Below are 12,540 nucleotides of genomic sequence, written 5' to 3'. Positions count from 1 at the left end.
GGGAACGACGGTTTTTTGTTTAAATGCGATAAGTGGTTTTTGTCATTACCTTTGACATGGCGGCCATTAATTTTTTAGCCGGTGCCGAAAACTCATGTCCGCCCGCGGCCAAAGCGTTGCTGCCATGTATGGCTTCATCTTCCAGCATTTGTTCAAGAATAGCGCGGCTTTTTTCGTCGTTTTCCGGTAGCTGCTCCAAATGATCCTTTAAGTGCTTGCAGACCTGGTCTTCCGTTGCTGCTACAAAACCTAAACTCCATTTATCACCGACTAAACCTGCCGCTGCGCCAATAGAAAAAGAGGCGGCATAAAAAACCGGATTTAAAAAACTGGTGCGGCTACCTAATTGATTAAGGCGCTGTTCACACCAAACCAAATGATCAATTTCTTCCTGTGCAGCCTGTTCCATTTCTTCGCGGACTTCTGGCAACTTGGCGGTGAGTGCCTGGCCTTGGTATAAAGCCTGGGCGCAAACTTCACCGGTATGGTTGATACGCATTAAACCGCCAATATGTTTTTGCTCTTGCTCGGAAAATTCGGCGTGATCTTTTTTTTCGGCGGGGCTGGGAGCCATGGAGTTGGCAGCGGTGGGAACCAGTGTACGCAGCGCCTGATCAGCATTGCTGATTAGTTTGTCGACAAAAGATAAACGGCGCTGCATATTTTTTTACCTATAAACTAGTCTGTCATTCCCGCGAATATTCTGTCATTCTGGCGAATATTCTGTCATTCCTGCGAATATTCTGTCATTCCCGCGAATATTCTGTCATTCCCGCGAAGGCGGGAATCTACAGCGCTGGGTCCCCGCCTTCGCGGGGATGACGTTCCTTCGCGGGGTGGGGGTTAGCCCTGTTCTCGTTCAATCGCACGGTAGGCGATATCATTGCGATAATACACCTTATCCCAATCGATAGCTTTAACTTGTTGGTAAGCTTGTTGCTGGGCTTCGGTAACGCTATTACCTAACGCGGTTGCACATAATACACGGCCACCACTGGTAACGACTTCGCCATTATCCAAAGCGGTGCCGGCGTGAAAGACTTTACTGTTACTCACGTCAGCGGCGGCATCGAGACCAGAAATAATAGCGCCTTTGCCATAGCTGGCTGGGTAACCGCCTGCGGCAAGTACCACACCAACAGCACAGCGCGAATCCCACTCGGCAGAAACAGTATCCAGTTTGCTATCTAAAGCGGCATTACACATAGCAACTAAGTCACCTTGCAAACGCATCATAATAGGCTGGGTTTCCGGGTCGCCAAAACGACAGTTATATTCAATCACCTGCGGTGCGCCGTCACTACTAATCATTAAACCCGCATAAAGAAAGCCGGTGTAGTCGTTACCTTCAGCGGCCATACCGGCAACCGTAGGTTCAATCACTTCTTTCATAATGCGTTGGTAAACTTTATCAGTAACAACCGGGGCGGGAGAGTAAGCGCCCATACCGCCAGTGTTAGGACCTTTGTCGCCATCTTCTGCGCGTTTGTGATCCTGGCTGGTAGCCATCGGTAAAATATTTTTACCGTCAACCATCACAATAAAGCTGGCCTCTTCACCTTCAAGAAAACCTTCAATCACAACACGATGACCGGCCTCACCAAAAGCATTGCCCGCTAACATATCGCGTATAGCATCTTCCGCTTCCGCTTCAGTCATGGCAACAATAACACCTTTACCCGCTGCCAAGCCGTCAGCTTTAACAACAATAGGCGCGCCTTTTTCTTTGATATAAGCCAGTGCAGGGTCAATCTCAGTAAAAGTTTTATAGAAGGCGCTAGGAATATCATGGCGTGCTAAAAAATCTTTGGTAAAAGATTTAGAACCTTCAAGTTGTGAAGCGCCTTTACTGGGGCCAAAACAACGCAGATTTTTTTCCGCAAAAAAATCAACCACACCTTCAACTAGAGGCGCTTCTGGACCAACAATGGTTAAGCCTACACCGTTATTAGCGGCGAAGGCCGCAAGAGCCGAAAAGTCCATTGTATCAATGGCTATGTTGCTGCAGTTTGGCTCTATCGCAGTTCCGGCATTGCCGGGTGCAACAAAAACCGTTTCAACATCAGGTGACTGTGCAGCCTTCCATGCCAACGCATGTTCACGACCACCAGATCCAATAACAAGTACGTTCATTTTTCTGTTCTCTTTCTCTTAGTGACGGAAGTGTCGCATGCCGGTAAAGACCATCGCCATATTGGCGCTATCCGCCGCCGCAATGACTTCATCGTCACGGATAGAACCACCGGGCTGAATCACGCAGCTAATACCGGCGGCAGCGGCGTTTTCAATACCATCGCTGAATGGGAAGAATGCATCACTAGCCATCACCGAACCTTTAACTTCTAAACCAGCATGCTCAGCTTTAATGCCAGCAATACGTGCAGAGTTAACGCGGCTCATTTGACCTGCGCCTACGCCAATAGTGCGACCGTCATTGCCGTAGATAATGGCATTGGACTTAACAAACTTAGCGACTTTCCAGGTAAATAATAAGTCGCGAATTTCAGCTTCGGTAGGTTGGCGCTTAGTCACAATCTTTAAGTCCGCTTCAGTGATAACACCCATATCGCGGTCTTGAACTAATAAACCACCGTTAACACGTTTGAAATCAAAGTCGGCAACCGCATCGCCCCATTGGCCACACTCTAATAGACGAACATTTTTCTTGGCTGTCACCACATCAACAGCTTCTTTAGAAACGGTTGGTGCAATAATCACTTCAACAAATTGACGTTCGCAAATGGCTTCTGCGGTTGCGGCATCCAGTTCGCGATTAAAGGCGATAATGCCACCAAATGCAGATTCAGTATCAGTCTCAAAAGCCAGGTCATATGCAGTTTTAATATCCGCGGCAATCGCAACGCCACAAGGGTTGGCATGTTTTACAATCACACAAGCAGGCTCAGAGAATTGCTTAACGCATTCCAGGGCGGCATCGGTGTCGGCAATATTGTTATAGGATAATTCTTTACCCTGTAACTGTGTTGAAGTTGCAATAGAGCCCGCAGCTGGATTTTTCTCAGTATAAAACGCTGAGTTCTGATGAGAGTTTTCACCGTAACGCATATCTTGAGTTTTGGTAAATTGGCTATTGAAGGTGCGTGGGAAGTTATCATTGCCACCCGGTACCTTATGACCAAAGTAATTGGCAATGGCACCGTCATAAGCTGAAGTATGCTCATAAGCTTTAATCGCTAAATCAAAACGAGTTGCCTGTGATGTGGCGCCGTTATTGTTGTTCATTTCTTCTAAAATGGCGGCGTAATCTGAGGCGTTAACCACAATATTGACGAAGGCATTATTTTTGGCCGCTGCGCGCACCATGGTGGGGCCGCCGATATCGATATTTTCAATCGCATCTTCTAACGAGCAGTCCGGGTTGGCAACGGTTTGTTCAAAGGGGTAAAGGTTAACCACAACCATATCAATCGCATTGATACCGTGTTCTGCCATGACTGCATCGTCTTGGCCGCGGCGAGCAAGAATACCGCCATGTACTTTTGGGTGTAGAGTTTTTACACGGCCATCCATCATTTCCGGGAAGCCGGTGTACTCTGACACTTCTATAGCGTTAACATTGTTATCGCACAATAGTTTATAGGTGCCGCCGGTAGAAAGGATTTCTACACCCTGTGCTTGCAGGGCCTGGGCAAATTCAACAATGCCGGATTTATCGGAAACGCTGATTAGCGCGCGTTTGATAGGCAGAAGATTTTGATCGTTGCTCATAATGTTGTGGGTATCTTTAATGTTGGGGTGAGAAAATTGTAAAAACCTAAAACGGAAAAAGGGGTGAAAGAATCACCCCTTTTTCCTGCCGCTAAGCGACTTATAGCAAACCGTACTGCTTTAATTTTTTACGCAATGTACCGCGGTTCAAGCCCAATAAGATTGAGGCTTTAGTCTGGTTGTTGCGGGTGTACTTCATCACTTCTTCAAGTAGCGGTGCTTCAACTTCTGATAATACCATTTCGTAAACGTCAGTTACGTCTTGACCTTCAAGGTGGGCAAAATAGTTGTTTAAAGCAATCGATACACTGTCACGTAAAGTCTGGGCCTGGGCGACGGGTGCATTGGTTAAATGTTGCTTTTGAACATCTTGCTCTGTCTGGTCAAAATCTGACACCATTTCAGCGACGGGTATTGGTGCGCTGCCTGGGAGAGTGTCACTATTTTTCATGCTGCTATTACCTCTTTGTTAATGGTGGCAGGGCGGTCTTTCGAGACGCTGCCTTGCTTATTGATTGTGTTGTCTTGCTCCAGTATTAGCTGAAAGTAATTCTCAATGGCATCACTTTGTAACTCAGCTGATTCCAGCTGGTTAAAGTGCTTGCGAAATTCAGCATTGTTATCTGTTGCCTGCAGATACCACCCCACATGTTTACGAGCAATTTTGACCCCCATAAACTCGCCATAAAAGGCGTGTAAGGCATTCAGGTGTTCTAACAGAATGCTTTTAACTTCTTCTGTACCCGGTGATTCTATAAGATCACCGCTGCTGATAAATCGATCTATTTCGCGGCATAGCCAGGGTCTGCCCTGAGCCGCTCGTCCGACCATCACCGCATCAGCGCCGGTGTACTGCATAACCTGTAATGCTTTTTGCGGGGAGTCGATATCCCCATTGGCAATGACCGGTATATCCACCGCTGCTTTGATCTGGGCAATGGTGTTGTATTCTGCCTCGCCATTAAATCGGCAAGCTCTTGTTCTGCCGTGGACTGCCAGGGCGGCTATACCGCTGTCTTCGGCAATACGGGCAATATCAAGACCGTTGCGCTGCTCCGGTGACCAGCCGGTGCGTATCTTTAGTGTTACCGGCACATCCACGGCAGCAACCACTGCTTGTAATATGTCGGTGACCAAAGCCTGGTCTTTTAGCAAGGCTGAGCCTGCGGCCTTCTTGCAGACTTTCTTTGCCGGGCAGCCCATATTGATATCAATGATTTGGGCACCGCGCTCGACATTTAGTTTCGCCGCATCTGCCATCATTAAGGCATCACCACCGGCAATTTGTACTGACCGGGGTTCTGCCTCGCCGTCGTGGTTTAGGCGATACCGGGATTTGCGGGTATTCCACAACCGGGTATCACTGGTCACCATTTCAGAGACTACCAGCCCCGCCCCAAACCGCCGGCACAGCTGCCGAAAGGGGAGGTCAGTAACGCCAGCCATAGGTGCAAGCACAACTCGACTGGCCAATGTATAGGGGCCAATTTGAAACACTGCACATCCTGGGTAGTGAATGACTAGTAGTACGATAGATACAGCAGATGATTTTGTCTTTTCCTAAAACGATGTGTATTCGTCACATCGAATGTCGACCGGATTCCGCTCAAAAAAGAGGCGCTATAATAATGGTAAGTGGCCTTAAGATAAAGTTTTATCGCACAACTTTTGTACAATTTTTTTGTTGACTTCCGAGAGGGTTGTCATTCCCGCGAAGACGGGAATGACATTTCTAGCTGCCTTGTGAGGGGTAAAAGCGCAACTGGTAATTGACGGCTTGTTCGCCGGGGTCGACGATTTCCAGGGAGATATGGATCGGTTGTTTCGTGGGCATAGTACTGGTACCTGTTAGCTCGCCCGCCAGATATTCCTGTGGTTTAAAGCGTCTGCCAGCGACTATGGCACCGTCGATATCAGTAAACTGCAGTTCCATCACTGGGAATTGCTGCTTGAAATCGGCTCGATTAATAATAATGGCGTCTACTACCAGTGCGTGTTTTAGTTCCGGGTGGCTGCGTACCATCAGGTTGGATGAGCGTATCAGGTTGGTGTCATGGAGTGCAGGTACTTGGCAGCCAAAAACCGAGCAGATGCTGGTAAAGGCAGGGCGGTAGCTGCTATCCCGGGACAGGCGGTCAAAGTTAAAGACGACATTTTGTGCAACCAATAACAGCCCCGCCAGCACAATACTGGCGGCCCAGGCAAGTTTGACCCAGCGGTTGCGCTGGGGGGCGATATCTAATTCTACAGGCTCGGGTTCAATATTAGCTAGCAGGTCGGTTTTACCAAAACCAATACGGTCGCCGGCGACTATGGATTCATCACTTGGCACAAACTCATCTTCAGGGACGGTGGTGGCTTCTACTTCCTCATCCCGTTCATTGGGAGTGTTCAGCAATTGTGGGTCTAAAGGTGTTTCGTCTTCTTCCCGGAATTCAAACAGGTTGGAAAATTCATCTTTGGATTCTACTGATTCTCCTGCTTCTTCCTCCAGTAGTTTACGGGCCCAGTCTTCTTCTTCCGGGCCATTGTCTTCACCTAGCTCGTCCAGTTCTTTAAACATAGCCGTTGGACTCTCTTCATTCTTGTCGAGATCCAGAAAAGAATCGCTGAAGTCGCCATCATTATCATTGGCATCTTGGTGAATCAATTCGTTCAGGTTATCGTCGGCAAAAAGGTCGTCACCAAAAATATCATCCGGGGAGGCAGTGGTTTCAGCTGCAGCTGTCTCTTCTGGTTCGGTGAGTTCAGTTTCCAGAGGAGGGGGATCGGTAGGTTGGTCGGGGCTGTTATCTGTTGCGGGGTAGCTTAACCAATGGTCGACCGCATTAAAGATATGCAGGCAAGAACCGCAACGCACTACACCATTGGCAATGCTAAGTTGCACTTCGGTCACTCGAAATGAGGTATTACAACTGGGGCATTGCGTGACCTGGCTGGTCATAGTTAGCGGTCCTGGTTAGCGGGTCGTTATTTGTATTAAGTGTATCGCTTTTTACAGAAAAAACGAGGGCTTATCCTCTGTTTGTGAAGTAAATCCAAGCTTGTGCTGTCATTCCCGTGATGTTCTGTTATGCCGGTCCAGTGATGTTCTGTCATTCCCGCGAAGGCGGGAATCTACAGTGCTGGGTTCCCGCCTTCGCGGGAATGACGGAGTGTGTTAGGGGTGTTTCTTTCCGGTGAGTCGTACCCATTCGTCCTGTAGCACGGGTTTATCCATATCAAACCACTGCTGATAGATCTCAAGTAGCCCTGCGGATTGGCTGGAGATAATGCCCGATAATGCCAGCAGGCCATTGCTGTGGGTCATCTTGCTAAGAATGGGGGATAGCTCGCCAAGAGGGCCGGCCAGGATATTGGCTAACATAATATCCGCTTGATAATCATTGGGTGCATCATCAGGAAGATAAACACTGATCTTGCTGCTGTCGATATTGTTGCGTTTGGCATTATCCAGAGTGGCGATTAATGCCTGTGGATCATTATCCACTGCAACCACTTCTTTAGCGCCTAGCAGAAGTGCGGCGATGCCAAGAATACCGGAGCCGCAGCCATAATCGACAACGGTTTTACCTGTTACATCACAGCCGTCTAACCATTCCAGACACAGGGCCGTTGTTGGGTGAGTGCCTGTCCCAAAGGCGAGGCCCGGGTCCAGCATCAGGTTAACGGCATCAGCCTCTGGCGGTGTTTTCCAGCTGGGGCAAATCCACAGGCGCTGGCCAAAGCGCATGGGGTGGAAGTTCTCCATCCACTCCCGTTCCCAGTCCCTGTCTTCGAGAATTTCCCAGCGATAAGTGGGCAGGTTTTGGCCGAAGCTGGCAGTGGCGATGACTGTGGCCTGGTCGGTATCGGTGTCAGCATTAAATAAGCCGGTGACACGGGTTTGATTCCATAGCGGTGTTTCACCCACCGCGGGTTCGAGTATCGGTTGGTCGGCACTGTCTTCCATGGTGACAGATACGGCGCCGGCTGCCAGCAAGGCATCTTCAATTGCTTCGGTGGTTTCGCGGGAGGTGTCGACTCTAAGTTGTAACCAGGACATAGTTGAAGCCAAGGTATAGCTGCTAAAAAATAAGGCGCTCAAAGAGCGCCTTGCGGTAGGCTTAAAGCCCGAGTTTCTTTTCCAGATAGTGGATATTGGTGCCACCTTCACGGAATGGACCGTCTCTCACCAGGTCTTGCTGTAAGGGAATATTGGTGCGAATACCGTCAATCACCATTTCATCCAGTGCACTGCGCATACGGTCCAGTGCGGTAATACGATCTTCACCCCAGGTAATCACTTTGGCGATCATTGAATCGTAATTCGGTGGCACGGAATAGCCACTATATAAATGCGAGTCCATACGAACACCCAGGCCGCCGGGTGGGTGATATATTTTCACAGTACCAGGGCAGGGCATAAAGGTTTTGGGATCTTCGGCATTGATACGGCATTCAAAAGCATGACCGCTAAGTTTGATATCTTCTTGCTTAACCGACAGTTTTTCACCGGAACAAACGCGAATCTGTTCTTTGATCAGGTCAAAGTTGGTGACCATTTCTGTAACGGGGTGCTCTACCTGAATACGGGTATTCATTTCGATAAAGTAGAAACCGCCATCTTCATATAAAAACTCAAAAGTACCGGCGCCGCGATAGCCGATTTCGATACAGGCGTTGACACAGGCCGTATAAACTTCTTGGCGGATATCTTCAGGGATTCCTGGAGCGGGTGCCTCTTCCAATACTTTTTGGTGGCGGCGTTGCAGTGAGCAATCGCGATCATAAAAGTGCACCGCATTGCCCTGGCCGTCACCCATCACCTGAATCTCAACGTGGCGTGGGTTTTCCAAAAACTTTTCCATATACACAGTGCCATCACCAAAGGCGGCAGCCGCTTCACCACGGGTTACGTGGATGGAGTTTAGTAGCGCCGCTTCACTTTGTACGGTACGCATGCCGCGACCACCACCACCGGCGGCGGCTTTGATAATGACCGGGTAGCCAATATCACGGGCAATTTGTAAACAGCGTTCTTTATTGTCGACGGGCAGCGGGCCGTTAGAACCGGGTACGGTAGGTACACCTGCTTTGCGCATCGCTTCAATCGCGGATACTTTGTCGCCCATCAGGCGAATGGTGTCAGCCGAAGGACCAATAAATGAAAAGCCACTTTTTTGTACCTGCTCGGCGAAGTCAGCATTCTCGGCAAGAAAACCATAGCCGGGGTGGATGCCCACCGCGTCGGTGACTTCCGCTGCACTAATAATGGCAGGAATATTTAAATAGCTGAGTGGTGAGGGGGCGGGGCCAATACAGACAGACTCGTCTGCCAGGCGCACATGCATTAAATCACGGTCAGCTTGTGAGTGAACCGCAACGGTTTTGATACCCATTTCCTTGCAGGCACGAAGAATGCGAAGTGCAATCTCGCCGCGGTTGGCAATAACTATTTTTTCCAACATGAATTTTTTCCAGCTTACGTTAAACGATAGTGACTAATGGCTGATCAAATTCAACCGGCTGGCCGTCTTCGGCCAAAATAGCTTCAACTACACCGGCTTTGTCGGCTTCAATTTGGTTCATCATCTTCATGGCTTCAACGATACAAATAACATCGCCCACCTTAACGTGCTGACCCACTTCAACAAATGCTGGTGAGCCTGGTGAGGCAGCTTGATAGTAAGTGCCAACCATGGGTGATTTGATGACGTGGCCTGAGGTTGCAGGTGCGGCCTCCGCAGCAGGGGCTGCTGCCGGGGCGGCGGCAGGTGCTGGTGCAGCAGCAACCGGAGCGGCAGCAGGCGCAGGCGCGGCATAAACCGGTGCAGCGGCGGCTGCGGCAGAGTTGCGGCTAATGCGCACAGACTCTTCGCCTTCTTTTATTTCGATTTCATCGATGTTCGATTCTTCGAGCAGCTCGATCAGTTTTTTTACTTTGCGTATATCCATGGTGGTTCTCTTAAAGTAGTCGTTAAATTAAATGCTTGTCATTCCCTCCCCCGACAAATGCACTCGGGGGCAGGCTTCGACGAAAATAACTATCGTCATTCCCGCGAAGGCGGGAATCCAGCCTGCATGCTTATGCTGTTATTTCCGCTAAAGCGGAAATCTACAGCGCTGGATCCCCGCCTTCGCGGGGATGACGTGCTGTTTTTGCACGTCAGTTTTCAACTTGGTTAATAGCCGCTTGCAGTGCCAATAAATAACCTTGGCTACCCAACCCGCAAATAACCCCTTCAGCAATATCCGAAAGATAGGAAAACTGCCTGAATTCTTCCCGTTTGTGCACATTGGAAATATGCACCTCTATAAAGGGGATATTGACTCCCAAAAGGGCGTCCCGCAGCGCAATGCTGGTATGCGTAAAAGCGCCGGGGTTAAAAATAATAAAATTAATACCTTCCTGGCGGGCATCGTGGATGCGCTCGATCAGCTCGTATTCCGCATTGCTTTGCATGGCCAGTAGATGGTGGCCGGCGGCTAAGGCGGCATCGGTAAGAGCGGTGTTGATATCGTCCAGGGTGTCGGAGCCATAAACTTCGGGTTCGCGACTGCCTAACAGGTTCAGATTAGGACCGTGTAGTACCAATATTGACGCCATGATGCTATTCCGATGTTAGGTGGTTGTTATTGTCTAGTGCGGGGATTCTGCCCTAAAAAGATATTCTAGTCCAATTTTTGTTGTTTTCAATGGAGATAAACACAATATCGCTGCATTTTGCTGCAAGATACCGGCAGTAAGCTTTTTGCGGCAAGCATGATAAGGGCAGAAGTCATCACGATGTCGTCACGTTAATAGGAGTTTTTGGCAAAAATCGCAAAAATACGTGAATGTGCTGTCATTTTCGTCTAAAAGTTGTTTTATTGTGGTTGAGTTGAAAATGTAGTGCTTTTGACAGGCTGAAGACGGGTTTTCCCTGTTTTCTGAAGATCGGAGCAGTATAAAAGAAGATGTGGTTATAACTTAGCGACTTGTGAGCTGATCGTCATTCAAGGCAATGGTATTCAAGGCTTGCATCACAATGTCCTTGCTCAGGATTTGCGGAAGTACAATGCCGGGTTGTTGTTTGTCCCCGGGGTAGGCCACATAGAGTGGAATGCCAGTGCGACCATACTCCTTTAGCAGTGCAGTAATCAGCGGGTCACGATTGGTCCAGTCTCCCTTCACATACGCAACCCCAGCGGCTTTTATCGCCTGTTTAATGTCATCGGTGCTAAGAGTGATCTCTTCGTTGGCCAGGCAGGTAATACACCAGTCAGCTGTAATATTCAGAAATACGGGGGTGCCCTGTGCCCTTAGCTCGGCCAGGGTTTGCGGGGAATAAGCGTGCCAGTCGTCACTATGGCGGGCCTTAGAGTCTGTTGGGTTCATTAACGGATTGGTCAATATCGCAATGGCCAGCGCGGCGCAGGCGGCGCTAACGATTCTCTGCCAGAGCTTTTCGCTCCACAGCCATAGCGCCAGCGTAATTAATACGCAGCCTATCAGCAGCAGGGCCATGCCGTTGACGCCGGCTTGCTTGCCTACCACCCAGCTCAGCCAAACCGCGGTGGCATAGAGCGGGAAGGCGAGTAATTGCTTGAGGTTTTCCATCCAGGCGCCCGGCTTGGGGATTTTATTCAACAGCCTGGGTGAGCAGCTTAAAATCAGTACCGGTAAAGCCATACCTACACCCAGTGCGGCAAACACCAGTAGCGCAATAGGGGGTGGCTGGGTTACGGCATAGCCTAGGGCCGTTCCCATAAAAGGTGCCGTACAGGGACTGGCGACCACCGTGGCTAATATGCCGGTAAAAAAACTGCCGTTATAGCCCGACTTTTGCGCCAGGCCTCCACCTGCATTCATCAGGCTGCTGCCTAATTCAATAAAACCGGAAAGACTTAAGCCCATTACAAAAAACAAATAAGCCAGTGCAGTAACAAACCAGGGTGACTGCAAATGAAAACCCCAGCCTATGGCCTCACCCGCTGCTTGCAGTGACACTAAAACCGCGGCCACCACCACAAAGCTGATAACTACACCGGCGGCATAAGCAAGACCGTGGGTAACTTGTGAATGGTTTTTATCGTTGGCAAATGCCAGCACTTTTAAGCTAAGCACCGGGAATACGCAGGGCATTAAATTTAAAATCACACCGCCCATCATTGCAAGCAATAACATATAGAGCAGGCTGCCTGACGCTGCTGGGTCTACTATAGCTACGATAGAAGGGTTTTGTGCTGTTTGGGTGCCAATAGAACTTATCTTGGTAACGCTAAGTTGTTGTGCATCGAGTTTAAAATATTCGGAATAAGGTGGGTAGCAAAGGCCTGCATCAGCGCAGCCCTGACTGGTAACCGTTAAGGTAAATTCACCCGTAGCAGGGATATTTTTTAAGCTGAGGTCCGCGTAGTTATAATAGACTTCAACACGGCCAAAATATTCATCGTCTTTTTCCAGCCCTGGCGGGATAAGCAGTTCGCTAGCAACCGTTGCTCCGTTGGCGCTAAGTGCAACCTGAAAACCGTGCCGGTATAAATAATAGGCATCGGCTATTTCCCAATACAGTCGCAATTCACCTGGCGCGTCAAACTCGGCGGTTAATTGATAGGCTTGCGCAACAGGAAGAAATTCGTCGTCCTCTACCATGCCCGCCGCCATGCCCGGTACGGGGGCGGCATTGGTGCTGGTACCAAAGGGTTCGGTATTGGCAAAGACACTGGCTGGCTGAAGCAGTAACAGAGTGCAAAATAGAGCAAAAAATACAGCGCGCATGGGGTTCCTGTTTAAGATGAATGGCTTATGCTGTGCCTGTGAGCAATAGCGAAGCTTGAACTAATAAG

Annotated in this window: 11 protein-coding genes; all 11 read right to left on the bottom strand. The window is 49.2% G+C overall.

The genetic code is table 11. The features are described 5' to 3' along the window. Positions 1–19 precede the first annotated feature (19 nt). The 11 genes from coq7 to P8H32_RS10955 all read right to left on the bottom strand — a co-directional run bounded on the left by coq7 (position 20) and on the right by P8H32_RS10955 (position 12,472). Positions 20–661, bottom strand: a complete 642-nt coding sequence (coq7, locus tag P8H32_RS11005; protein ID WP_297291131.1) for a 2-polyprenyl-3-methyl-6-methoxy-1,4-benzoquinone monooxygenase — start codon at positions 659–661, stop codon at positions 20–22. A gap of 182 nt (positions 662–843) precedes the next feature. After that, positions 844–2,133 (bottom strand): phosphoribosylamine--glycine ligase, encoded by a 1,290-nt coding sequence (gene purD / locus P8H32_RS11000; protein ID WP_301089392.1) that lies wholly within the window; start codon positions 2,131–2,133, stop codon positions 844–846. An 18-nt stretch (positions 2,134–2,151) separates the two neighbouring features. Next, on the bottom strand, positions 2,152–3,729 hold the full coding sequence (purH, locus tag P8H32_RS10995; RefSeq protein WP_297291129.1) for a bifunctional phosphoribosylaminoimidazolecarboxamide formyltransferase/IMP cyclohydrolase: 1,578 nt from the start codon (positions 3,727–3,729) through the stop codon (positions 2,152–2,154). 100 nt (positions 3,730–3,829) lie between these two features. Next, a complete protein-coding gene (gene fis / locus P8H32_RS10990) occupies positions 3,830–4,129 on the bottom strand; it encodes a DNA-binding transcriptional regulator Fis (RefSeq protein WP_085760476.1) in 300 nt (99 codons plus the stop codon). Between the two features lie 47 nt (positions 4,130–4,176). Next, a complete protein-coding gene (dusB, locus tag P8H32_RS10985) occupies positions 4,177–5,226 on the bottom strand; it encodes a tRNA dihydrouridine synthase DusB (RefSeq protein WP_297291128.1) in 1,050 nt (349 codons plus the stop codon). Between the two features lie 235 nt (positions 5,227–5,461). Beyond that, positions 5,462–6,673 (bottom strand): DUF3426 domain-containing protein, encoded by a 1,212-nt coding sequence (locus tag P8H32_RS10980; protein WP_301089391.1) that lies wholly within the window; start codon positions 6,671–6,673, stop codon positions 5,462–5,464. A 216-nt stretch (positions 6,674–6,889) separates the two neighbouring features. Further along, positions 6,890–7,774, bottom strand: coding sequence for a 50S ribosomal protein L11 methyltransferase (gene prmA, locus P8H32_RS10975; protein WP_301089405.1), 885 nt, complete (start codon positions 7,772–7,774; stop codon positions 6,890–6,892). Between the two features lie 61 nt (positions 7,775–7,835). Next, positions 7,836–9,179 (bottom strand): acetyl-CoA carboxylase biotin carboxylase subunit, encoded by a 1,344-nt coding sequence (gene accC, locus P8H32_RS10970; RefSeq protein ID WP_297292421.1) that lies wholly within the window; start codon positions 9,177–9,179, stop codon positions 7,836–7,838. Between the two features lie 19 nt (positions 9,180–9,198). Continuing rightward, the gene (accB, locus tag P8H32_RS10965) at positions 9,199–9,666 is read right to left on the bottom strand and encodes an acetyl-CoA carboxylase biotin carboxyl carrier protein (protein ID WP_297292422.1); all 468 of its coding nucleotides are present in this window, start codon (positions 9,664–9,666) and stop codon (positions 9,199–9,201) included. A gap of 211 nt (positions 9,667–9,877) precedes the next feature. Beyond that, the gene (aroQ, locus tag P8H32_RS10960; RefSeq protein ID WP_297292423.1) at positions 9,878–10,318 is read right to left on the bottom strand and encodes a type II 3-dehydroquinate dehydratase; all 441 of its coding nucleotides are present in this window, start codon (positions 10,316–10,318) and stop codon (positions 9,878–9,880) included. A 363-nt stretch (positions 10,319–10,681) separates the two neighbouring features. Beyond that, positions 10,682–12,472, bottom strand: coding sequence for a protein-disulfide reductase DsbD (locus P8H32_RS10955; RefSeq protein ID WP_301089390.1), 1,791 nt, complete (start codon positions 12,470–12,472; stop codon positions 10,682–10,684). Positions 12,473–12,540: the final 68 nt, after the last annotated feature.

This window comes from Oceanicoccus sp. (assembly GCF_029238675.1).
GTDB lineage: Bacteria > Pseudomonadota > Gammaproteobacteria > Pseudomonadales > Dasaniaceae > Oceanicoccus.
The sequence above is the reverse complement of the archived record's forward strand: the minus strand, read 5'-3'. Positions and strand labels throughout refer to the sequence as shown.

What these genes read in the sequence shown, in the direction of transcription:
- coq7 (WP_297291131.1), bottom strand. Translation starts at nt 661, where the DNA reads ATGCAGCGCCGTTTATCTTTTGTCGACAAACTAATCAGCAATGCTGAT.
- purD (WP_301089392.1), bottom strand. Translation starts at nt 2,133, where the DNA reads ATGAACGTACTTGTTATTGGATCTGGTGGTCGTGAACATGCGTTGGCA.
- purH (WP_297291129.1), bottom strand. Translation starts at nt 3,729, where the DNA reads ATGAGCAACGATCAAAATCTTCTGCCTATCAAACGCGCGCTAATCAGC.
- fis (WP_085760476.1), bottom strand. Translation starts at nt 4,129, where the DNA reads ATGGTGTCAGATTTTGACCAGACAGAGCAAGATGTTCAAAAGCAACAT.
- P8H32_RS10980 (WP_301089391.1), bottom strand. Translation starts at nt 6,673, where the DNA reads ATGACCAGCCAGGTCACGCAATGCCCCAGTTGTAATACCTCATTTCGA.
- prmA (WP_301089405.1), bottom strand. Translation starts at nt 7,774, where the DNA reads ATGTCCTGGTTACAACTTAGAGTCGACACCTCCCGCGAAACCACCGAA.
- accC (WP_297292421.1), bottom strand. Translation starts at nt 9,179, where the DNA reads ATGTTGGAAAAAATAGTTATTGCCAACCGCGGCGAGATTGCACTTCGC.
- accB (WP_297292422.1), bottom strand. Translation starts at nt 9,666, where the DNA reads ATGGATATACGCAAAGTAAAAAAACTGATCGAGCTGCTCGAAGAATCG.
- aroQ (WP_297292423.1), bottom strand. Translation starts at nt 10,318, where the DNA reads ATGGCGTCAATATTGGTACTACACGGTCCTAATCTGAACCTGTTAGGC.
- P8H32_RS10955 (WP_301089390.1), bottom strand. Translation starts at nt 12,472, where the DNA reads ATGCGCGCTGTATTTTTTGCTCTATTTTGCACTCTGTTACTGCTTCAG.